At 54.3% G+C, this 20097-nt stretch carries 19 protein-coding genes and 4 pseudogenes; 9 read left to right on the top strand and 14 right to left on the bottom strand.

Features of this window, described 5'->3' with window-relative positions; genetic code table 11:
• Positions 1-47 precede the first annotated feature (47 nt).
• The gene (locus L6D81_RS24520; protein WP_011405611.1) at positions 48-506 is read left to right on the top strand and encodes a hypothetical protein; all 459 of its coding nucleotides are present in this window, start codon (positions 48-50) and stop codon (positions 504-506) included.
• 90 nt (positions 507-596) lie between these two features.
• Here L6D81_RS24520 and merD read toward each other — a convergent pair.
• From merD to L6D81_RS24490, 6 genes and pseudogenes are all read right to left on the bottom strand, one after another.
• Positions 597-944: pseudogene (gene merD, locus L6D81_RS24515) on the bottom strand (mercuric resistance transcriptional repressor MerD).
• Positions 941-1579 (bottom strand): organomercurial lyase MerB, encoded by a 639-nt coding sequence (gene merB, locus L6D81_RS24510; protein ID WP_011405610.1) that lies wholly within the window; start codon positions 1577-1579, stop codon positions 941-943. The pseudogene merD and the gene merB overlap by 4 nt, the downstream one beginning before the upstream one ends.
• Positions 1580-1659: 80 nt before the next feature.
• Positions 1660-2313, bottom strand: coding sequence for a phenylmercury resistance protein MerG (merG, locus tag L6D81_RS24505; protein ID WP_011405609.1), 654 nt, complete (start codon positions 2311-2313; stop codon positions 1660-1662).
• A gap of 35 nt (positions 2314-2348) precedes the next feature.
• Positions 2349-4058, bottom strand: coding sequence for a mercury(II) reductase (gene merA / locus L6D81_RS24500; RefSeq protein ID WP_011405608.1), 1710 nt, complete (start codon positions 4056-4058; stop codon positions 2349-2351).
• A 187-nt stretch (positions 4059-4245) separates the two neighbouring features.
• Positions 4246-4521 (bottom strand): mercury resistance system periplasmic binding protein MerP, encoded by a 276-nt coding sequence (gene merP, locus L6D81_RS24495; RefSeq protein WP_011405607.1) that lies wholly within the window; start codon positions 4519-4521, stop codon positions 4246-4248.
• 13 nt (positions 4522-4534) lie between these two features.
• Positions 4535-4885 (bottom strand): mercuric transport protein MerT, encoded by a 351-nt coding sequence (locus L6D81_RS24490; protein WP_001294663.1) that lies wholly within the window; start codon positions 4883-4885, stop codon positions 4535-4537.
• A 71-nt stretch (positions 4886-4956) separates the two neighbouring features.
• On the opposite strand from L6D81_RS24490, the gene merR reads away from it, so the two are divergent.
• The 4 genes and pseudogenes from merR (at position 4957) to L6D81_RS24470 (ending at position 8201) form a co-directional block, all read left to right on the top strand.
• The gene (gene merR, locus L6D81_RS24485; protein ID WP_236182274.1) at positions 4957-5391 is read left to right on the top strand and encodes an Hg(II)-responsive transcriptional regulator; all 435 of its coding nucleotides are present in this window, start codon (positions 4957-4959) and stop codon (positions 5389-5391) included.
• Between the two features lie 34 nt (positions 5392-5425).
• Positions 5426-5884: pseudogene (locus L6D81_RS24480) on the top strand (DUF4113 domain-containing protein); the annotation flags it as partial.
• Between the two features lie 321 nt (positions 5885-6205).
• Positions 6206-7249 (top strand): nucleoid-associated protein, encoded by a 1044-nt coding sequence (locus tag L6D81_RS24475; protein WP_023446890.1) that lies wholly within the window; start codon positions 6206-6208, stop codon positions 7247-7249.
• Position 7250: 1 nt separating this feature from the next.
• On the top strand, positions 7251-8201 hold the full coding sequence (locus L6D81_RS24470; protein WP_236182273.1) for a hypothetical protein: 951 nt from the start codon (positions 7251-7253) through the stop codon (positions 8199-8201).
• On the opposite strand, the pseudogene L6D81_RS24465 reads toward L6D81_RS24470, so the two are convergent.
• From L6D81_RS24465 to L6D81_RS24455, 3 genes and pseudogenes are all read right to left on the bottom strand, one after another.
• A pseudogene (locus L6D81_RS24465) lies at positions 8149-8859 on the bottom strand (OprD family outer membrane porin); the annotation flags it as partial. The gene L6D81_RS24470 and the pseudogene L6D81_RS24465 overlap by 53 nt on opposite strands.
• A gap of 115 nt (positions 8860-8974) precedes the next feature.
• A complete protein-coding gene (locus L6D81_RS24460; protein WP_236182272.1) occupies positions 8975-10201 on the bottom strand; it encodes a benzoate/H(+) symporter BenE family transporter in 1227 nt (408 codons plus the stop codon).
• A 16-nt stretch (positions 10202-10217) separates the two neighbouring features.
• Positions 10218-10793 carry a carboxymuconolactone decarboxylase family protein gene (locus tag L6D81_RS24455; RefSeq protein ID WP_445009271.1) on the bottom strand — a complete coding sequence of 192 codons (576 nt, stop codon included), beginning with the start codon at positions 10791-10793 and terminating at the stop codon, positions 10218-10220.
• Between the two features lie 75 nt (positions 10794-10868).
• On the opposite strand from L6D81_RS24455, the gene L6D81_RS24450 reads away from it, so the two are divergent.
• From L6D81_RS24450 to L6D81_RS24440, 3 genes are all read left to right on the top strand, one after another.
• On the top strand, positions 10869-11711 hold the full coding sequence (locus L6D81_RS24450) for a helix-turn-helix transcriptional regulator (protein WP_236182270.1): 843 nt from the start codon (positions 10869-10871) through the stop codon (positions 11709-11711).
• 441 nt (positions 11712-12152) lie between these two features.
• Complete coding sequence (locus L6D81_RS24445; protein ID WP_236182269.1) at positions 12153-12695, top strand: recombinase family protein; 543 nt, start codon at positions 12153-12155, stop codon at positions 12693-12695.
• Between the two features lie 381 nt (positions 12696-13076).
• A complete protein-coding gene (locus L6D81_RS24440) occupies positions 13077-14090 on the top strand; it encodes a RelA/SpoT domain-containing protein (protein WP_236182306.1) in 1014 nt (337 codons plus the stop codon).
• Between the two features lie 214 nt (positions 14091-14304).
• Here L6D81_RS24440 and L6D81_RS24435 read toward each other — a convergent pair whose 3' ends face one another.
• From L6D81_RS24435 to L6D81_RS24420, 4 genes and pseudogenes are all read right to left on the bottom strand, one after another.
• Positions 14305-16002 (bottom strand): recombinase family protein, encoded by a 1698-nt coding sequence (locus tag L6D81_RS24435; protein WP_236182268.1) that lies wholly within the window; start codon positions 16000-16002, stop codon positions 14305-14307.
• Positions 16003-16053: 51 nt separating this feature from the next.
• Positions 16054-16698: pseudogene (locus L6D81_RS24430) on the bottom strand (magnesium chelatase domain-containing protein); the annotation flags it as partial.
• Between the two features lie 191 nt (positions 16699-16889).
• A complete protein-coding gene (locus tag L6D81_RS24425) occupies positions 16890-18506 on the bottom strand; it encodes an anti-phage dCTP deaminase (RefSeq protein WP_236182267.1) in 1617 nt (538 codons plus the stop codon).
• A gap of 41 nt (positions 18507-18547) precedes the next feature.
• The gene (locus L6D81_RS24420; protein ID WP_165369534.1) at positions 18548-18721 is read right to left on the bottom strand and encodes a hypothetical protein; all 174 of its coding nucleotides are present in this window, start codon (positions 18719-18721) and stop codon (positions 18548-18550) included.
• A gap of 419 nt (positions 18722-19140) precedes the next feature.
• On the opposite strand from L6D81_RS24420, the gene L6D81_RS24415 reads away from it, so the two are divergent.
• Entirely contained in the window at positions 19141-19410 is a 270-nt protein-coding gene (locus L6D81_RS24415; RefSeq protein WP_236182266.1) for a HigA family addiction module antitoxin, read from the top strand.
• Here the strand turns inward: L6D81_RS24415 and L6D81_RS24410 are convergent.
• Entirely contained in the window at positions 19405-19932 is a 528-nt protein-coding gene (locus tag L6D81_RS24410) for a BRO-N domain-containing protein (RefSeq protein ID WP_236182265.1), read from the bottom strand. The two genes, L6D81_RS24415 and L6D81_RS24410, sit on opposite strands and share 6 nt — an antisense overlap.
• Between the last annotated feature and the right edge of the window lie 165 nt (positions 19933-20097).

Raw genomic sequence — 20097 nt, 5'->3', positions numbered from 1 at the left:
AGCAACGCACCGCCGAAGACCGGCAGCAGGAGCGCGAGCAATTCCAGATGGTTAACCGGGGCCTGAAAGACCAGATTCAAGACCTGCAAAACCGGCTCATCCAAGCCGAGTCAAGAGCGTCCGAGCTGATAGACACTAATGCGCAATTACAACGACAAACGCATGAGCTCGAACAGGCCAATGCGATGCACAAAAGCACCTTGGATAGGCAAGTGGCCGATATCCAGAACTTGGAGCATCAACTTAACGACGCCTCGGCAAAAAACCGGGAGCGGAAGCATGAAAGCAAACAATTGGCGGATAATATTGCCGCACTCGCAAGCCAGAAAGCAGATGCCGATAAGCAGGTGGCCGTACTATCCCAAGCATTAGAGGTCACCAAAACGGATCTGAAAGCCTCTCAGAATAGAGCGGAAGTTCTGTCCGATGAGAACAAGTTGATTCTTCAGGAAAAAGCGGTGATTCAGGGGCAGTTTAAGCAGCTTCAGGAGTCACTGTCGCGATAAAGGCTTTAGTCAAACATTCATCGAAAAAGCTATATTAATCAATATATTATATACGAAGTGGCTAATTCCAACGCTTTTACCGGCCGGACCTCAAGTAGCTGCACCGGCCGCCATTTCATTCAAAGAGGCCTCGACGACAGTCAAAACTGTTCGACGCACGTCGATCTTCCATCGCACGCGCTCGACGCATCGGTCCAGGCTTTCGCTATCGTCTGCGTCCAATGCTTTGCAAAGTCGCGCCAGTTCGTCGAGCCCAATTCCGGACTCGAAGGCTGCGCGGAGAAACCGCAGCCTTCCGAGTGTTTTGTCATCGAAAATGTTCTAGCCACTTTCGGTTCGCCGAGCAGGGTGCAACAAGCCGCGTATCATGTAGTCGCGCACGACATGCACGCTGACGCAAGCATCATCAGCCAGCTTCGATATCGAGTACGCATTCATACTGGGCTTTCCTCGCAGTCCTCTAGCAGCTTAAGCGCGACATCATGACCAAGGTCGAACGCACTCTCGACAGGCACGACCTCAATCCCTTGGTGGGTCGAAGCCCACGAATTTGCAATAGACGGAGACGCAAAGAAATGCACATGACAGCAAAACGAACAACGAATGTCGGGCGAAGTATCCGGAGTTCGCAGTGAAACCATTGCTTCTGCCGGTTCGACATGAAGCACTGCTTCTGGTGCAACGGTGAGAGTGATCGGCCTACCGGTGGCGGCGCAGCGGGAAGTGACACGGGCAATCTTGCCGGTCAAGGCGGGAAACATCAAGGTGTCCAGCGCACACCATGTGTACAAATGACGGCCATCCACCTCAAAAACGTGAGAGGTTTCACGTAGTGTCAGCCCCAGTCCAATGATATTGGCCTCGTCGTCATATTCCGTACCAGGTGCCTGCTCAAGTACCGTTGCAACTCTCGCTCCAGACCATCCGAGTGCGCCGGCGAGCTTTTCGCGTGATACAGGTCCCCCCATCGCTAGCTGTCGGAGCAGCGCGACAAAGAGCGTTGCGAACTCTTTAGGATGATTGCCAGATGAAAGGCTTTCGGCAATCTTTTTGGAATAAATAGTCTTGTCCATTTTCCACCTGTTATATCGGGCAGCGATCAACCGGGATAAACCTTACTCGGCGGTTACGTCCTGCGCTTAACAAAGACGAATTACTTTGTGCCTTGCCGGCGTTGCCATTCCTCGGCCAGCAGCTGGGCTTGCTGTAACTGTTCGGGCTTCATTTGAGCTGCATAGTCTGCAACGACTTTTGCTGCTGTCGGTTCTCCCGACGCTGCGGCCAGACTCATCCACTGGTATGCCTGCACCTGGTCGGGCGCGATGTCGGTAAGACCCTTTGCAAACAGCTGGGCCAGCCTGACTTGAGCCTGCGTGTGTCCCTGCTCGGCAGCGAGGCGGTACCACTTGAAAGCCTCTGCATCGTTGGCAGGAGCCGCACGCCCATTCTTATACATACCGTCGACTTCACTTCCGTAGAGGCGCCCGAGGTTGAACTGTGCATCGGCTTCACCCTGCTCGGCCGCCCTGCGGAACCACTGGATCGATGCCGCGTGGTTTTGCTTTACGCCCATACCGCATTTGTACGCAAGACCCATGATGTTCTGAGCCATGGCATCGCCAGCCCTGGCCTTCTTTTCCCAATCACTGACGGTCTCTGGCGACAATGTTTCAATCGCGGCGCCGAGCTTAGAAAAATCATAAGCCGCCAACGCTTGGTTTGGCATGCCTAACGTTGCGGTACTTGCCAGTACGATCGTCAAGCACGCGCGTACACGGCGTAATTTAAGTCTGATGTCACAAAACATAAAAACTCCTCTGTCCCTGTTTTGGTGCCCAAGGTTTAGCCGGCACAGCACGATAGCTGTGTCACATCCTTCGAAAAAGTCTGTGCCACCAGTTTGAGACCTTCAACCATGGTGAGGTAAGGGAAAAGCTGGTTAGCCAGATCCTGGACGGTCATGCGGGCCCGGATGGCAATCGCGGCAGTCTGGATGATTTCGCCTGCTTCCGGTGTCACAGCCTGGACTCCGAGAATGCGTCCGGACCCTGCCTCAGCAACAAGCTTGATAAAGCCGCGGGTATCGAAGTTGGCGAGTGCACGCGGCACATTGTCGAGCGTGAGCGTACGGCTTTCGGTTTGCAGACCAATGCGCTGGGCCTCTGCTTCACTGTAGCCTACCGTGGCAACTTGCGGATCGGTGAACACGACTGCCGGCATGGCGTCGAGATCGAGCTTTACGTCGCCGCCGGTCATATTAATGCCAGCCCGGGTACCAGCCGCGGCTGCAACGTAGACGTACTGAGGCTGGTCAGTGCAGTCGCCAGCTGCGTAAATGTTCGAAGCACTCGTGCGCATGCCTTGATCGATCAGGATGCGATGTTGCGAGTCAAACGTCACACCTGCGCGCTCGAGATTCAGGCTTGCGGTATTTGGCGTGCGGCCGGTGGCAACAAGCAATTGATCCACCTTTAACTCGCCCTGCGCGGTCGTCAGGATGAATTGGCGGTCGCAATAGGTCACGGCACTCGCCTGCGTCTGTGTCAGCACCGTGATGCCTTCCGCACGGAAAGCTGCAGTCACGGCCTCGCCAATGGCAGGGTCGTCACTGGCAAACAAGGTGCGCCGGGCCAGGACCGTCACCTCGCTGCCCAAGCGCGCAAACGCTTGTGCCAGTTCCAGTGCTACGACCGAGGCGCCAATTACTGCCAGCCGTTTAGGAATGGCTTCGCTAACCAGGGCTTCGGTGGACGTCCAATATGGCGTTCCTGCAAGACCAGGCAACGGCGGGATGGCAGCGCTTGCACCAGTGGCAATGAGACAGCGATCGAAGGCCACTTCGCGAGTGTCACCTTCTGCCGCTTCCACGATAAGCGTTTGGCCATCCTTGAATCGGGCGCTGCCTCGCACCAGATTGATCGACGGATTGCTTTCGAGGATGCTTTCATATTTAGCATGACGCAGCTCGTCCACACGGGCCTGCTGTTGCGCCAGCAGACGGTCACGCAGGACAACTGGGGGCGTTGCCGACAGTCCCACGTCAAAAGGACTTTCGCGTCGCAGATGAGCGATATGCGCTGCCCGAATCATGATCTTAGAAGGGACGCAGCCCACGTTGACGCAGGTGCCGCCGATAGTTCCCCGCTCGATCAGGGTGACACGGGCACCGTTTTCAGCTGCCTTCAGCGCTGCTGCCACAGCGGCGCCGCCAGTACCGATGATCGCCACATGCAGCTGACCTGCCGGTTTCTCCACCGCGCGCTCGCCGCTCAGCCACTGGGCGGCTTTGCCAAGGAGTCCTGGCTGTTCAACACTGCGCTCTTTGCTTTCAAATTCGTCTGTAGGCGTAGCACCGTAACCAAGGGCGCCCACTGCTGCTACGAGCGCGGACACGTCAAGCCTATTGCCTGTGACTTGCGCCTTGTTCGATGGATAATCGACAGCCGCTCGCGTTACGCCGGGGACCGCCAGCAGCGCGTCCTCAACGTGCCTTGTACAACTTGGGCAAGTCATTCCCGCCACGCTCAAACCAACTTCGTTTAACTCTTGCATTCCGCTCTCTCTTTTATCCGTTGTGCCCAAGCCAACTAGTACGACGCCTCGGTCACTGAATCGGTTGTGCGCTTCAGGGAACAGGCTCCGTGGGTCGTTTACAGGCTGCTCACGCGATGACGACCGGCAGAATCGCCTGAGCGGCATCTCTGCCGTGGTTCTAGCGATGCTGCCGTTATTTGTTGCCTTACTTCTTCAGCTCAGATGGGTAGCCTACATCCGTCGTCGCCTTGCTAAGCGCCTGGACGTTGGTCTTCGCATCGTCAAACGTTACGACGGCAAGCTTGGTTGAGAAGTCGACCTCGGTCTTGCTAACACCGTCGACCTTGCTCAAGGCCTTTTTAATGGTGATAGGACAAGTCGCGCAGGTCATGCCAGGAACGGCCAAGGTGACCGTCTGCGTGGCGGCCCACACCGGGGCAACAGCGGCGGCGAGGGCAAGGGAGGCAAACAGTTTCTTCATGATGAACTCCTGGTTAATAGAAAAATGGAACGACATAGGGAAATCCAAGCGCGACCAGGACCAGCACGGCCACGATCCAGAAAATCAGCTTGTAGGTGGCGCGCACCTGCGGAATCGCGCAGACCTCACCTGGCTTGCATGCCTGCACGGGCCGGTAAATCCGCTTCCAGGCGAAGAACAGCGCCACTAGCGCCGCGCCGATGAACAACGGTCGATAGGGTTCCAGCACCGTCAGGTTGCCGATCCAAGCACCGGAGAAGCCCAGGGCGACCAGTACTAGCGGCCCCAGGCAGCAGGTCGATGCAAGAATGGCGGCCAGCCCGCCGGCGAAGAGCGCACCGCGCCCGTTTTGTGGTTCAGACATACGTTGGCCCTTTTGAATTTGGATTGGATAGCGTAACCTTACTTCCGTACTCATGTACGGAGTCAAGCGATATGGAAAATAATTTGGAAAACCTGACCATTGGCGTTTTTGCCAAGGCGGCCGGGGTCAACGTGGAGACAATCCGCTTCTATCAGCGCAAGGGCCTGTTGCCGGAACCGGACAAGCCTTACGGCAGCATCCGCCGCTATGGGGAGGCGGACGTGGTTCGGGTGAAATTCGTGAAATCGGCACAGCGGCTGGGGTTCAGTCTGGACGAGATTGCCGAGCTGTTGCGGCTCGACGATGGCACCCACTGCGATGAGGCCAGCAGCCTGGCCGAACACAAGCTCAAGGACGTGCGCGAGAAGATGGCCGACTTGGCGCGCATGGAAACCGTGCTGTCTGAACTCGTGTGCGCCTGCCATGCACGAAAGGGGAATGTTTCCTGCCCGTTGATCGCGTCACTACAGGGCGAAGCAGGCCTGGCAAGGTCAGCTATGCCTTAGCGTGCTTTATTTTCCGTTTTCTGAGGTGCCCCCCGCCAGGGCCAGCGAGAAACTGCGGAAGCAGCAATCGATGTGCAAGCGCGTACGAGTGAGCATCCGCACCGGCATGTTCAATCCCGACGAGCCCAAGTTCGCAAAAGGGGTAGTGTGCGAGCTGCCGTACCCCACTGATGACACCCGGCACATCACTCGGGCGGCTATTGCAGGTCTGGAACACGTTTATCGGGACGGCTTCTCTTTCAGCAAGGCCGAGGTCCTTTTGATGGACCTCCGCCAGCGCGGCGAATATACCGCTGACCTCTTCACCGAAACCCAGCCTGCCGCCTCGGAGCGCGTCATGGGCGTGCTCGATGCGATCAATGCCAAGTGGGGCCGCAATACCCTGAGACCAGGCCGAATAACTACGACGCCGGATTGGGGAATGCGACGGGACATGATGAGCCAGAGTTTCACGACCAGGCTGGATCAGCTATGGGTGGTTCGCTGCAACTAGGGGAGCGGATGTGACACTTCCCAACTGTCGGAGGGATGACGGGAAAAGTTAGTTTGATATGGGGTTCAGCAATGTCTGCTCTCGGCCAAAAGGAGACGTACAGGTGGGCCAATCACAACGGGGCAGCCCACGAAACGATTTCAGCTTCTGTTGATGCCATTCCCTGATCGATTTGTCAGAGGCTGCAGCCTTAAATGCGGGCAATTAGGTTGGGAGTAGCACCCGTAACTGTTGTGTAGTTAACTGTGGCCTGCACAGAAGCAGCTTGCATTCCGCTAAACAAAGCGTGAAAGCCGACCCCACCTGAGAGAAGGGAATCCAGTGAATATTACAGAGTCCATCATCCACGGGATTGAGAAAGCCCGAGACACGTCAGGCCCAGGTAGCGCCACTGTGGTCCCCCGACTGACTCCGTTGCCGCTAGACGATCGACTTCAGAATCTGGGGGATGATGTGCTGAAGCTGTATGGGAGACTCAGTAACGGCTACGGGACTCTAGGCGCCAACCATATGATCCATATCTTCCCTAAGATCCTGACCGACTACCATGCCGGGAAAACTGATCTGGTGGCAATGAGTAAACTTTGCACCGAAGTTATTTCGACAGAAATGGCGAACAGCAGGTTGACTACCACAAGCTATCCTGTGTTCATCCGGTATGAGAATCAGGGGCGGGACTGGCTACTGATTGCGATGCTGAAGCTTAAAGAGGGAGTAGGGATAGATAGTACGACGCTCGACTTAAACGACTCGCTTTTCTTTGATGTTAGCAATCTGCGCGAGGCGGCGCGGATCGATATTGAGAAGTGGCAAAACGATGAACAACCTTACCTTTCCTTCATTAAAAAAGGAACAGGCGCTGAAGGCGACTCATCCGCATACTTCAGGCAGGCACTCGCATGCATTGATTACACGGACTCCAAATACAACACGCAAAAGCTTATCGAAACGATAGATTCATATTGCGAAGAAAATGAGTTCGCCGCGGCGGAGCGCCAATCCATTCGCGCCAAGGTTTACGAACACTGTAAAGAAATGAAGGACGATGACAAACCAGTTCATTTGGTAGCACTTTCAGCGTTCATTAACCCAGAAGAGCCCGCTTCGTTTATCGAGTATGTCAAAGACAATAACGTTGAGATTCACGAAACTTTCTCTCCGCACAGTAGCAGCATTAAGAAACTGCAGCGCTATACAACAAAGTTTGGCACTATAAGTCTTGGGTTTGATGTTGAGGATATATTCAACGAAAGAGTATATCTAGACGACGACGAAGAAAGCATTATCATCAGAAATCCCCCAGTCGATCTGATAGCAAGAATAAAAAAAGAGAAAGGTATAGATCCAGAAGACAACGAAGAATGAGATGAACGATTTAGAGCTCGCTATTCATTTAAGCAAGAAAATAGCAGGGCCCGTTTCTTCTGGCCGGGTGCTGTCTGGTCGCCTTCCGCAGGCAGAATATGCGAGTATTCACTCAGACCTCGAAAAAAGCGGATTGGAGGCTCAGTACGATCAAAGGATTGAGCAACTATCTTTTAAGTTGCCGTCCCAAGATGATTTAATCTTTGCCAGCTGTTTGGAAGATTTGATTTCGGCTCCGTCTCGCCAAGCACGCGTGCCGAAAGAGTTTTATTTGTCTGATATTGACTACCACTACAAGGGTGGAGAAAACGCACCCGACCGGATTGTACAGTATTATCTAGATACTGCTCGTTTTATCCAAGAAATCGCTAAAGTCGCGGATCATTCGGTATTGAAAGGAAAGTTAAAAGCCATTTTCTTACATGGCCAGAAAATCGAGTTATCTCTAGGCTACACCGTTAATGATCTCCGTCCCCTCGATGGCTGCCAAGATTTTTATGCCGAATTCGTTAATGCTCAGATTCATAAAGAACAAAAGTCCTCAATCATAAAATCAGTTCTGATTGAAATGTTGAAGACAAATGAGCTCGACAGACTAACACTTCCCTGTCTGCTTAAACGGTTTTCGGAATTTGTAGAACGCGTCAATGCGAATTATCAGTTATACGTCTCTGAGTTTTCTTTTGAAAAAATAAGAGATCAAGTAGAGAAAGAAAAGCTTGACTTTATGCTTAAGCTGAATAAGGTTTTTTCTGAGATACAGAATCAACTTCTCGCCATACCGGTAGCTTTAATACTTATTGGAAGCCAGACAGCGCCGACGGAAAGCATATCTCTTCATAATATATTCATTTTTTTTAGCATGCTTGTATTCGCTGCCCTTATGTCTCTACTGCTTCGATATCCTCCAGCTGCGCGTACCACACCCCCACCGACGTGCGCTTGTCGTTGAAGGCGTAATCGGCACCCGCGTAGTGGAAACGGTCGCTGCTTCTATTGCCGCCCAGCCGTGGCGTACTGCCGAGCTTGGCGAACATCTCGCCATCGCCTGCCTCGTTCAGCAGGCTTCCCGAGCGCAGCTGGCCGGCCTGCAGAGTCAGCCCGGTGATTTCGTTGGAAACGATGCTGGCGCCCTGGTAAGTCGGCGGCAGCAGGCGGATATCGCTGAAGGCGAGTACCGGCAGGTTGGGCGTCAGCTCGCCGACGCGCAGCTCGGTCTGCGACAGGCGCACCTTGAGCGCCGCACCGAGTCGACTGTAGTCGTCCTGCGCCTTGCCGTCGCTGCCAGTCGGTAGCAGACCGGTGTTGATCCGGCCGCCGCCGCTGTCGAGCTTGATGCCGAGCATGCCGATGGCGTCGATGCCGAAGCCGACCTGTCCCTGGGTGAAGCCCGAATTGACCTTGAGAATGAAGCCCTGCGCCCACTCTTCGGCCTTTGACTGCTGATTGGGACCGACGATGTCGGAGAAATCCCGACTGAAATAATAGTTACGCGCCTGCAAGGTTGCGGTGGCGTCTTCAAGGAAACCGCCGTCAGCGGCAAACGCGCCAGGGATCGTGGCGACTGTACCGATGGCCAGTGCAAGGCGGGAGATTCGAGTTTTCTGCATGGTGTCGCTCTCTTGTTTTTGTTTTTTCGGGTGCACGCAGCCGCCCCTCCGACGAAATCGGAAGAACGACAGATGGGTGGTTGGAACGCTAAAAAGCTACCTGCTCAGATTGAGGTCACCGTGCCGGCTGCTGCTCCTCGGAGCTCGTCGCGAGAGGCACTGCCGGAGCGCTTCGGCGTTGTCGCAGCCCGAGCAGCGCGTGGGCGCAGAGGCCGAATACCAAGCCCCAGAACGCCGCCGACAGGCCGAGAAACGACATGCCGGACGCCGTGACCAGAAAAGTGATCAGCGCCGCCTCGCGGTCGGCCGGGACCGCCATCGCGCCGGACAATGCAGCACCGATCGCCGCCAGCAGCGCCAGGCCGGCCAGCGCGGCGATCATCGCCGCGGGGAAAGCCGTGAAGAGCGAAACCAGCGTCGCCCCGAAGATCCCCAGCAACAGATAGAACACACCGCCGGAAACACCTGCGACATAACGCTTGCGCGGGTTTTCGTGCGACTCGCGGCCGGTGCAGATCGCGGCGGTGATCGCTGCCAGGTTCAGACCGTGGCAACCGAACGGCGCCAGCAACAGCGAACCCAGCGCGCTGCTGCTGATCAGCGGGCTGGCCGGCGTTGCGTAACCGTCATTGCGCAATACCGCCATACCCGGCATGAACTGCCCGGCGAGCGCCACCATCACCAGCGGAAAGGCAATATTGAGGATCACCTGCCAGCTGAACTCCGGAGCGATCCACACCGGCGTCGCCAGCCCGATCACCAGCGCCTCACTGCGCAGCTCGCCCGAGGCGATCGCGATAGTCACACCGACCACCAATACCGCGAGTACCGCATAGCGCGGCAGCGAGCGTTTGAACAACAGATAGGTGCCGAACATCGCCAGCACCAGCCAGGGCTGGTCCTTGACTGCGACGAACAGGCCAGTGCCGAAGCGGAACAGGATCCCCGCGAGCATGCCCGCCGCGATGGCCGCGGGCAGACGGTCAATGATGCGGTCGAAGGCACCGGACAGGCCGACCAGCAACACCACCACATTGCTGACGATGTACGCCCCCACCGCCTGGTTGAGCGTGATGTCGGGCAGCATGGTCACCAGCAGCGCCGAGCCGGGCGCCGACCAGGCGATGACGATGGGGACCTTGTAGCGAATGCTGAGCGCAATGCCGAGCACACCGCTGCCCATGGAGATCGTCCAGACCCACGACGACAGCACGTCATGCGGCAGGTCCGCAGCCTTGGCCGCCTGGAAGATGATCACCAGCGGACCGGCGTAGGAAATCACGGTCGCGATGAAGCCGGCGACCACGGCGGACAGCGAGAAGTCTTTGAGTAGCGCTTTCATATCGGGCCTATGGAGATCAGACGGCGACCACGGGGAAATCCACCGTGGTGTCGGCGATGTGGCTGGTGTAGTTGGTGAGCGTGTTCAGCGCGATGTTGGCGATCACTTCCAGTATCAGGCCGTCGTCGAGCCCCGCGCGGCGGTAGTTGGCCATGGCGTCGGCCGACACCACGCCGCGTTGCTCGACCAGCGCGCGGGCAAAGCCGGCAATTGCATCGTCAAGTGCGTTGGCCGCCTGGCCGGTGCGGGCCGCGGCGATGGCCTCTGCCGACAGTCCGGCACCTTTGCCGATCAGGGTGTGTGCGCTCAGGCAGTACTGGCAGCGATTGGCTTGACCGGCAGCCAGCGCAACGATCTCGCGCTGGGTGGCACTCAGGCGGCCGGTGCCCAGCGTTTCGGACAGGCCGAGGTAGCCGTTGAGCGCTGCCGGCGCGTGGGCCAGCGTGGCGAGCAGGTTCGGCACCACGCCGAGCTTGGCTTTGACGGCCTTGAGTGTGGCAGCGGTAGCGGCGTCAGCGGTGTCGATGGTCAGGGGGGCGATTTGGGTCATGTCTATCTCCGTAGTGGGTGAGGTGCAAGAGCACGTGGGCATGATCGCCCTTTGTTTGGTACGATATGGCACGTAAAGTATCAAATACGTAACCTATCGTCTTATATGGAGAGTGGAATGGCGGATCGACTGGCCGGCTTGCTCCGGCACTACTCGCTTTCGGCGCGCGTTTTTCACAGCGGCGCCTTCTGTGGGCAGCATCATTGCGCGGCGCCGCATGGCTATATCCATCTGGTGCGGCGCGGCCCGATTACGGCGCGTTCGCCCGTGCATGAAGATCTGCTGGTTACCGAGCCGAGCCTGCTGTTTTATCCGCGCGTGGCGTCGCATCGTTTTGTCGCCGCCCCCGGCGATACCGCTGAGCTGTTGTGTGCGGAGGTCGATCTGGGCGCTTCGACGGGCAATCCGTTGGCCATGGCCTTGCCGTCGATGCTGCTGATTCCGCTGGCGGACTTGCCCGGCCTCGGGCCGACGCTAGAGCTGCTGTTTGCCGAAGCCGAGCGCGACCAGTGCGGTCGGCAGGCCGCCATCGACCGCTTGTGCGAGTTGCTACTGATCCAGTTGCTGCGTTATCTGATGGATGGGCGGCTTGGCGCCACCGGACTGCTGGCGGGCCTGGCCGACCCGAAACTCGCGCGCGCCATAACCGCCATGCACGATGCGCCGCAGACCGCGTGGTCGCTCGAGGCGCTGGCGGCGAAGGCGGGCATGTCACGCGCGCGCTTCGCCGCCGCGTTCAAGGACGCGGTGGGCGTCACGCCGGGCGACTATCTGGCCGACTGGCGGATGAACGTCAGTTGCACCCTGCTCAAGCAGGGGCGGCCGGTGGCGGTGGTGGCCGACCGCGTCGGCTACGGCAGCCCGAACGCTCTGGCGCGCGCCTTCCGCGTGCGCATGGGCTGCGCCCCGCGCGACTGGCTGGCGCAGCAGCGCGGTGACGCGGCGCTCAGCGGTTCGTGAGTTTGAGTTCGATTCGCCGGTTCTTGGCGTAGGCGGCGCCGGTGTTGCGCTCGTCGAGCGGGTGAAATTCGCATCACGCCGGAACAACTGGCGGAACTCCAGGTGGCGATCCGTCAACGGCTGGTCAGTCTGTTCGTGCGGCGCGGCCGGCTGGACAAGGCTGAGTCAGTGGCGCAGGTAGCTGGATGACGCTGTCCCGCCCTGAGCCGACGCTCACAGGCGGGGATTTCCAGTGTCGTCATTGTCGGCTATTGGCCGGCAGCAGCCCGTCGTTGCCTGATGGATCCAACCCCTCCGCTGCTATAGTGCAGTCGGCTTCTGACGTTCAGTGCAGCCGTCTTCTGAAAACGACAGAATCTGTATTCAATAGGATTGATTTCGCATTTAGAATACATTCATAATGCCAGCCTCTAGAGCCAAATGAATACAGAGGGCGGGAATATGGCGAGCATTGGCTATGTACGGGTTTCATCGGCTGACCAGAATACAGATCGTCAGTTGGACGGGGTTGCACTAGATGAAGTGTTCACCGACAGGGTGTCAGGAGCGACAACAGACCGCCCAGAGCTACAGGCAATGCTTCGCCACATCCGCAAGGGTGATGTTCTCCACGTCCACAGCATCGACCGTCTGGCTCGTTCGTTAGAAGACTTGCTGTCTCTAGTGAAAGGGATGATTGCCAAGGGTGTGGCGGTGCAGTTCCACAAGGAAGGTCTCCACTTCACTGGCGAAGCCAGCCCTATGCAGGAACTCATGTTGGGCCTGTTGGGCAGCGTCGCTCAGTTTGAGCGTGCATTGATCCGTGAACGTCAGGCAGAAGGCATCCAGAAGGCCAAGGCAGCTGGTATCTACAAGGGGCGTGTGAAGACGGTGGATGATGCAGCCATCCGCAAGGCAATGGCAGAAGATGGAGCCTCATTTCGCAAGGTGGCAAAGGCTCTTGGAGTGAGTCTGAGCAGTGTGCAACGGGCTATGAAAAACTAGCCCCTGTGAGGGTTCTACAAGCTCGCTCAAGGCGAGCTTTGTTGTTTCTGGTGTCGTGGCTTGATGTAAAGCGGCGTGCCCTCAACGGCCTTGTACAAGCCTCTAGGCGTGTAGGGTTATTTCTATATTTCTCGGGTTTCCATTTGGACCTGTCGCACTTGGCTTAGCGCCTCAGGCAGAACTACGGTTTATTATTTTCTGTGCTTCAAAATCAACCGACTGTCGAATAACACCAGAAATTTTGGCGGGCAGTGGGGGGCGTCTGGAAAGGGCTCCCGGTTGGGCAGGGCCAAGGGGTGGCTTTTTCTTTTCACCTCTCATACCCTCCAACAAGAATCCATCGCGCATTGCTGCCAGCAAGGACGAAATCAAGTGAATGATATGGTCGTAGGTTTTCCGGGGGGCTCGAAATCGCGCGTCAATGCTGCTGGCTATAGCATCCGCGACCAGCGTGCGAGCGTTGAAGATATGCACGTAATTGATGAGTGGCGAGCTGCCCACCGTATCGTCTTGAATACATTCCAAGCGAGCTTGCGAAGTCGCACTCGAGGTAAGCAAATCGTTGTTGCTCAAAGGCATAAACGCAAGAACACGATCTTCCATAAATTGATGCGACTTCCAAAGATGGAACTATCCCGCATGGATGATGTAGCGGGATGTCGCCTCATATTTCGCTCGATTGATGAACTATATGAGTTTCGAGAGAGCTTTCATAAGGCACGATTCAATCACAAGCGCAAAAATGAAACCGACAAATACGATTACATCAAACGCCCGAAACAAACAGGCTACAGAGGCATCCACGATGTCTACTCATATGATGTGCGGTCAAAGAATGGTGATCAGTACCGTGGGCTGTTACTCGAAATCCAGTATAGAACCCTAGTTCAACATGCGTGGGCAACGGCAGTTGAAGTTATTGGCTTCATCACTGAAAGTCAGCCAAAGTTCCAGCAGGGCGACAAAAGATATGAAAATTGCATGGCTCTTGCCAGCGAGATTCTCAGTAGAGCCCACGAAAGCAAAACTGGTCCATTTCCTGATTATAGTGATGGGGAATTGCTGCAGAGATTTGAAGCTGTTGATAAAGAGATTCATATCATCAGAACCCTTACAGGGCTGAATTCTTCGGAGACGGTGTACACAGACAGTCGAAACTCCATTCTCATTTTCAAAGAAGATGGCAGCCTCGAGGTGAGGAGCTTTAAAGAAGCTCCAGATGCATTAAGGGAGCTATTTCGATTGGAGAGGGACTATCCCACCCTTGATGTTGTTCTCGTAAAGGCGGACACGAACGAAGAGATTCGTATGGCGTTTAAGAACTACTTCTCTGACGCAAAGGATTTCATAAAACTACTGACAGAAGGACAGCATATCCTCGAATTGACGGCCTGAATAGGCAAACGTCTAGAGCCCGCCTTTGAGCGGGCTTTTCTTTTCACTCAGTTCTTAAAGCCCGGTAGACCATTCGCCCGGCAATAGTCGCTCACTGTGCGTGCCACGCCATCTGCTGAATCATCCTGGACTATCCCGGCTTGGGCTGGGGTTGCCTGACGTTAAATGGATGCTCAAGAGCTGGCTTTAGGACAAATCCCAAATGCAGTCGCAGCTATCTTCTCTTGGCAAGCTCTGCGAAGACTTCGTCCGGTAGCTCGTCCCATGACTCGGATTTTTCAAGCAGTGCCTGTAGCGGCGTTAACTCGCCTTGTATCACCTGCAAGTCTATTAACTCGTCTCGCATTCCAAGAATCGTTACTCCTTCTTTTCTGTGGGTGGCAATGAAGTGCAGATTGGAAAATGAAGGCGAAAATGGTAGCGGTACTTCATTTTTCTCAGAAACAAAGTATGACTGCTCAGTGGGTGCCTGGCTAAGTGCGAAAATGTACAGGTTGAGGCGCTTCAGAAGGCTATTGGCTGCGTGTCGACCTTCATATGAGGCTAGGTCTAGACGCTCCAAGAAGTGCTCTTTGGATACGACTTTAGAGGCCGCCACGCTTTGTTTGAGAGCCTCTTTTTCAGTTTGCAGGGCGGATTGCTCTGATTCCAATTTGGAAATCATCCGTGCGACAGCGGTTGATGGTGACGCGTAGTAGTCAGCATTCATTTGCGAATGTCGTTGACTCAACGTTTCGAGTTTTCCTTCCACTGTTTTGAGTTGTTTGAGTGCTTCACCTTGGCTCGTTTGTATGAGGCTCAGTGAGTCAACCTTCGCGAGAATCTCACGTAGGATAAATTCAGCTCGCTCCAAGCGAATGTAACCATTTTTACACACGCCCTTGCGTGCTGAATGACATTGAATATAAGTCGCCCCCTTGGGTGGTCTACCCTTGTTGACGATATGCATTGCATCACCGCACGTATGACACTTAATTACGCCCTGTAGAACATTGAAACGCTTCGACTGCTTACCTGTTTTGTGTGTTCTGCGTTCAGCTCGCACTGCCTGTGCTTGATAAAATATATCTTCTGTAACCACTGTAGGAAAGAATCCAAGGATAGCGTCTCCGTCATTTACTCTAATGCCATCAACGATATGGGTTGGTTGGTACTCGCCCAGTAGTGCTCGGTTGTTCAGTATCTTGGAAACGCTGCTCGTGCCCCATGACCCAGAGTGGTTTCTATTGCGACTACCAAAGACAGGTATCTGCCGATCATTTAGCATCCGTGGTATGACGCCTTGTCCGTATCCAGCGATTGCTAACTCGAAGATCAGCCCGATGGTTTCGACACGTTGTTGGATAGGTTGATACTTCTCATCCCTTAGTTCGAGCCATGCTGGACATGCCCGACCTAATGGCTTGAGTTGTGTCCGAGCGAGGGCCTTCTTGTTATCCCAAGCTGACGACAGTCGTTGAGCCTTTATTGAACTTTCGTTGTGAGCTCTGCTCATGTGGACGATGCTGATAATCAAATCCAGTTCGTTGAATTCTTCCGTGTAGAGGCGATTATCCGACAGCGTAACCACACGTATGCCGCTGTTGAGTAAGTCCATGAATCGAGGGAGGGCGGTACTCACCTTTTCCCTTGAGAGGCGATCCAATGACTCTACGAGCAAGTAGCTTCCACGTACGACAGCGCCACTATCGACAAGGTCGAGAAATCTCCGTAACTGCCCTTCGTCATCAAGGTGGCGACCTTTGTAGGCGCTCCGCCCTTTATCGAGAAACGTGTATTCCCGTGATGAGGCGAGCTCTATTCCATGCGTTGAGCAATACTCTTCGGCGGCTTTCCGTTGCCTCCTGTAGCTATCACCTTTGGCTTGCTCGGGCGAGGAAAACCGGATGTAGGAGTACGCTTTGCTGGTCATCAGATGTTCGATCGCTTTATCACAGTGATGTTTTGTAACCTATCATAATGTCAGCAGGTTGTGGGCGCCAGCAGCGGCAATCAGCAGCGCCCGTTTGGCGGCGAGTTGGCCCTGTACTTCATTCAGATCGGGATAAGGTTTGGCGGCATGGATCAGCCCATCCGAAACATAAGGCTCGACCGGTGTATGCCCGTTGAAATGCGCCACGGCTTCGAGCAGATGATCCACCGCAATCACTCTCAGTCCCGAAGCCAGACAAGCCTCCTCGGCATTCGCCCGCGGCACCACCAGCGTCCGCCCGGCCTTGCGCGCTGCCAGCGCTGCCGGCAACACCCCGCGCACCGCCCGCACGGCGCCGGATAACGCCAACTCACCCAGACATTCCACGTCATCCAGCGTCAACGTCGGCACCTGCACACTCGCCGACAGGATCCCCAGCGCAATCGCCAGATCGAACCGCCCGCCATCCTTGGGCAGATCCGCCGGTGCCAGATTCAGAGTGATCCGCCGCGCCGGAAACTGCAGCCCGGAATTGATGATCGCACTGCGCACCCGGTCCTTGCTCTCCTTCACCGCCGCTTCCGGCAGGCCGACCATGGTCAGCGAGGGCAAGCCGTTGGCCAGGTGAACTTCGACGGTGACGGCGGGAGCATCCACGCCTATCTGGGCGCGGCTGTGGACGATGGCGAGGGACATGGTCGTTCCTTGAGTTGAGTCAGGGGCCGCTTCCTGCGGGTTTTTGAAGGGTAGTAGGGGGCGTGGAGTTTTGCGGGAGATTACGAGGACAAATATAAACCAAATATTACTTGGATTTACTTTATGGAAAAAACGACAAGCGTTTAAGTTTTAAGTAGAAGATGGAGAGATATTCTCACCATCTTCATTTTTTAAGCCGCTCTTGGCGGTGTAGGAGAGGACGGCGGTGGAGGAACATCTATAGGGGGAGTTGGTTGTGTAGAGGGAGATACCTTGGACATTAGGTCTTGAACAACCTTTCCTTCGATTGTTTGATAGGGGTCAAGATACTCTGTTCCAATATGCGTTGCGTCAGTTTTGATTATATCAATTGCCGAACCTGAGCTATCCTTTCTGTTGCCGCGAGCTATGAAGAATGATGCATATTTGCTCGGCGCTACTCCTGAGAATGTTTCAAACAAGGTTTTTCCGACATGGTTTTCATCGGTTGTAATTGCATCTTCATGAAGGTCTAATGCGAGACTTTTTTCGTAAGGCTCAATGTAAACTACACGCTTGATTCCCGCAGCGATAATATGTCTGGCGCAATTGTGGCATGGAAATGTTGTTGTATATAGTACGCAGGAGTCAGTAGAGTTTCCTTGCGAGCGCGCGAGTCCTAATATAGCCTCCATTTCCGCATGAATAGCTCTGGAAAACTCAATGATTGATCCTGCTCTGGTTTCTTTCTGAATGAGTTTTGCTAGCTCGTCTTTTACGTCGTCGGTTACAGTTATTTTTTGGCTAACAATTTTTACAATGTCTTGAATGAGTGCTGACTTATGAATGTCGTTATAGCATTTTCCGCCATGGTAAATACATCTTTGATCGTTTCTAGAGTCTGAAGTGTAGAGCCCTCCTCCAAACTTTGGTACGTCATTCCATCCCAAAGAAATTATGTTGCCCTCTTTGTTCGCTATTGCAGCACCCACTTGCCTGCTTAAGCAAGCGGACTTCAACGAGGCGGAGTAGGCAGCATACATTCCTGATTCGTCCTTGGTAGGAGTTACACCATTTTTTCCATGGACTAGAGCTACGAAACGTTGGCAGGGATGTAGCAGATTTGAAATAGAGTCCTGATTGTTTCGGATGAAATAATCGGCAAGTTGGACAGTTTTTTCTAATTTTTGCCCATATGAAGTTCTTAACTCGTCCCTGTCCCGATCTATCAGGAACTGTGCGTCGTGACCAGGTATGCGTTCAGTTCTTGTTAAGTAATTGAACCTGACATTCTGCGGGCTCAAAACACCAATAAGATAAAATATGTTTCCATAAACGAGTTTGAATAGTTCAGCTTCTTCGGGGTGTTTTAGCTGGTCAACTATATAGACCGTTTTGGGCGGTTTTTCTATATCATTTTTTCGCATGGCGATGTCGCGGTTTGCGGCTACTTTTGCCATGGCGAGTGCAGCTAATATCTGGGAGTCAAAGCGTTGACGTAAATCATTTCCAAGGTCTTGCAGTGTTGTATACCGCTCTTTACCCGGCGAGGGGTTCAACGACAATTTTGAGAGTCTCGGAGGTAGTCCATTTTCTCTGTAATAGTCTTTAATTATATCGCTGATCTTAATGTGTTCGGTTAGGTACCCGTACTCTTCGAACTGAGCTCGAATAGTTCGTATTACATCGGCAAGGTTACAGCCTACGGGACCGCAGAACGCAATAACTATTTCGTCGCTGCGGCGACCTTCTATGCGCTCCCCAATTGTTCGAATATTTGAATGGCTGTCATTATTTTTAGGATGACTTTCCTTGGGGACTGCTGACATTTTTCGCGCCTTTCCCTGCGCGAGCTAAAGGAACTGGTGTGTTACCAGTCAACTTTTTGCGCGCGAGCCAAAATGTTATTTATTGCTTTTTTATATTCTTCATCGGCTTTTTTTTCTTTGAAAGCGGCGAAGCCGATAATGTTGGAGCTCTGATTGTTGTCCAGACGTGACGATTTATCATTTTGATAAATTTTTGTGTCATCAGATCTCTTCATTTCGTTTCCCTTCCTCTCAATGCATACGAGGTTTGACTTTAAAAATCGGAGCATTCTACAGTCAATAATCACGAAATCAACGGCTTTGCAAGCCATAGATTAGCTTGTGATGGAGTGATGGCAAGCTGATTGGAAAAATTGACATTTGCATGGTGAAGCTCCGCGAGATTTGAAGGCCGCTGGCTTTAAGCAATGCTCGAATCTGATCTGAGGCGTTCTGAGGAGCTCATTTTGAGATTTGCTGCCAGACGGCCGAATCATAGGTTAAAGAGAGAAGAGCTAGAATCAGGCGCGAGAGCTAATCCTTGTAGGACCATGCCCAAATTGCTGAAGGACGTCGGCGAAAGGGTTCGGAGGTCTTGAATAGCTGGATTGGATGTTCCAGTTTGGCCGCTCAATGCAGCCGCTGGAGGCAAAAAATGGACCGCAATGGTATGCGCCCGATTCATCCGGGCGAGGTGCTGAATAAGGAATTCATGGAGCCATTGGGCATGACGGTCATGGACTTGGCCACGCCCACGAACTGGCCTGAAACCGAGATCGAGAAGCTTGTGAAATGCCAGCTCAGGATCTGCGCCGATCTGGCAATCAGGCTGGCCATCCACCTCAACACCACACCTGAGTTCTGGATGAATCTTCAGTCGACTTACGATTTACGCAGGGCTCAGCTCCGGCATGCGGGCCTATAGCGATTGCAGCATCCGCGAAGCTCTCTTCCACCAAGTGCCCGGTTCTGGGCGCTTTAGCTTTTCCCGTTCTACCACCATCAACGGCACATCCTGCAACCGAATCCACGGCTGGTTATTCCAGTGCAGCAAACTCAACGACATCTCGGGCCAATTCAGCAGGCTTAGCTGTGGGCGTTCGCTTGTGGTGGGGTGCTGGGCGTCGCGCAGGGTGGGGATAACCTGATGGGTGAGCCATTCGCGTAGCGCTCGGTATTCGGGGCAGTAGTGGTAGACGAGGAGGGCGTAGATACCGGATTCGCTGATCAGGAGGGTGTTTTCGATCTGGTTGTGGATCAGGGTTTTGCGGGTTTGGTATTGGTCGGGGTCGAGTTTTCGCAGCATGCGTTTGTTGAGGTAAATGTGCAGCAGGCGGCCCAGGTCGCGGGCAGAGAACCAGGGTTGGTTCTGGATGAGCAGGGCGTGGAGAGGGAGTTTGTGGCGGGTGAAAACCTGAGGAGTGAGATACGTCTCTTCGTTATTCATTGAACAGCTCCTTTTGCTTTAAGGGCTGCCCTCAATTGGGGGGTGTCAGAAATTTTGTGTTCGGGCATAACATGAGTAAGAGGTGCATGTATGCCAACCAAAAAGAAACCCGCGTTGCGAGAGCTGCCAAAAATCCCGAAAGAGCTGCTTGAGCAATTCACAGAT

This window comes from Pseudomonas sputi (genome assembly GCF_021603585.1).
GTDB lineage: Bacteria > Pseudomonadota > Gammaproteobacteria > Pseudomonadales > Pseudomonadaceae > Aquipseudomonas > Aquipseudomonas sputi.
The sequence above is the reverse complement of the archived record's forward strand: the minus strand, read 5'-3'. Positions and strand labels throughout refer to the sequence as shown.

What these genes read in the sequence shown, in the direction of transcription:
- L6D81_RS24520 (WP_011405611.1), top strand. Translation starts at nt 48, where the DNA reads ATGGTTAACCGGGGCCTGAAAGACCAGATTCAAGACCTGCAAAACCGG.
- merB (WP_011405610.1), bottom strand. Translation starts at nt 1,579, where the DNA reads ATGGACAAGACTATTTATTCCAAAAAGATTGCCGAAAGCCTTTCATCT.
- merG (WP_011405609.1), bottom strand. Translation starts at nt 2,313, where the DNA reads ATGTTTTGTGACATCAGACTTAAATTACGCCGTGTACGCGCGTGCTTG.
- merA (WP_011405608.1), bottom strand. Translation starts at nt 4,058, where the DNA reads ATGCAAGAGTTAAACGAAGTTGGTTTGAGCGTGGCGGGAATGACTTGC.
- merP (WP_011405607.1), bottom strand. Translation starts at nt 4,521, where the DNA reads ATGAAGAAACTGTTTGCCTCCCTTGCCCTCGCCGCCGCTGTTGCCCCG.
- L6D81_RS24490 (WP_001294663.1), bottom strand. Translation starts at nt 4,885, where the DNA reads ATGTCTGAACCACAAAACGGGCGCGGTGCGCTCTTCGCCGGCGGGCTG.
- merR (WP_236182274.1), top strand. Translation starts at nt 4,957, where the DNA reads ATGGAAAATAATTTGGAAAACCTGACCATTGGCGTTTTTGCCAAGGCG.
- L6D81_RS24470 (WP_236182273.1), top strand. Translation starts at nt 7,251, where the DNA reads ATGAACGATTTAGAGCTCGCTATTCATTTAAGCAAGAAAATAGCAGGG.
- L6D81_RS24460 (WP_236182272.1), bottom strand. Translation starts at nt 10,201, where the DNA reads ATGAAAGCGCTACTCAAAGACTTCTCGCTGTCCGCCGTGGTCGCCGGC.
- L6D81_RS24455 (WP_445009271.1), bottom strand. Translation starts at nt 10,793, where the DNA reads ATGCCCACGTGCTCTTGCACCTCACCCACTACGGAGATAGACATGACC.
- L6D81_RS24450 (WP_236182270.1), top strand. Translation starts at nt 10,869, where the DNA reads ATGGCGGATCGACTGGCCGGCTTGCTCCGGCACTACTCGCTTTCGGCG.
- L6D81_RS24445 (WP_236182269.1), top strand. Translation starts at nt 12,153, where the DNA reads ATGGCGAGCATTGGCTATGTACGGGTTTCATCGGCTGACCAGAATACA.
- L6D81_RS24440 (WP_236182306.1), top strand. Translation starts at nt 13,077, where the DNA reads ATGGTCGTAGGTTTTCCGGGGGGCTCGAAATCGCGCGTCAATGCTGCT.
- L6D81_RS24435 (WP_236182268.1), bottom strand. Translation starts at nt 16,002, where the DNA reads ATGACCAGCAAAGCGTACTCCTACATCCGGTTTTCCTCGCCCGAGCAA.
- L6D81_RS24425 (WP_236182267.1), bottom strand. Translation starts at nt 18,506, where the DNA reads ATGTCAGCAGTCCCCAAGGAAAGTCATCCTAAAAATAATGACAGCCAT.
- L6D81_RS24420 (WP_165369534.1), bottom strand. Translation starts at nt 18,721, where the DNA reads ATGAAGAGATCTGATGACACAAAAATTTATCAAAATGATAAATCGTCA.
- L6D81_RS24415 (WP_236182266.1), top strand. Translation starts at nt 19,141, where the DNA reads ATGGACCGCAATGGTATGCGCCCGATTCATCCGGGCGAGGTGCTGAAT.
- L6D81_RS24410 (WP_236182265.1), bottom strand. Translation starts at nt 19,932, where the DNA reads ATGAATAACGAAGAGACGTATCTCACTCCTCAGGTTTTCACCCGCCAC.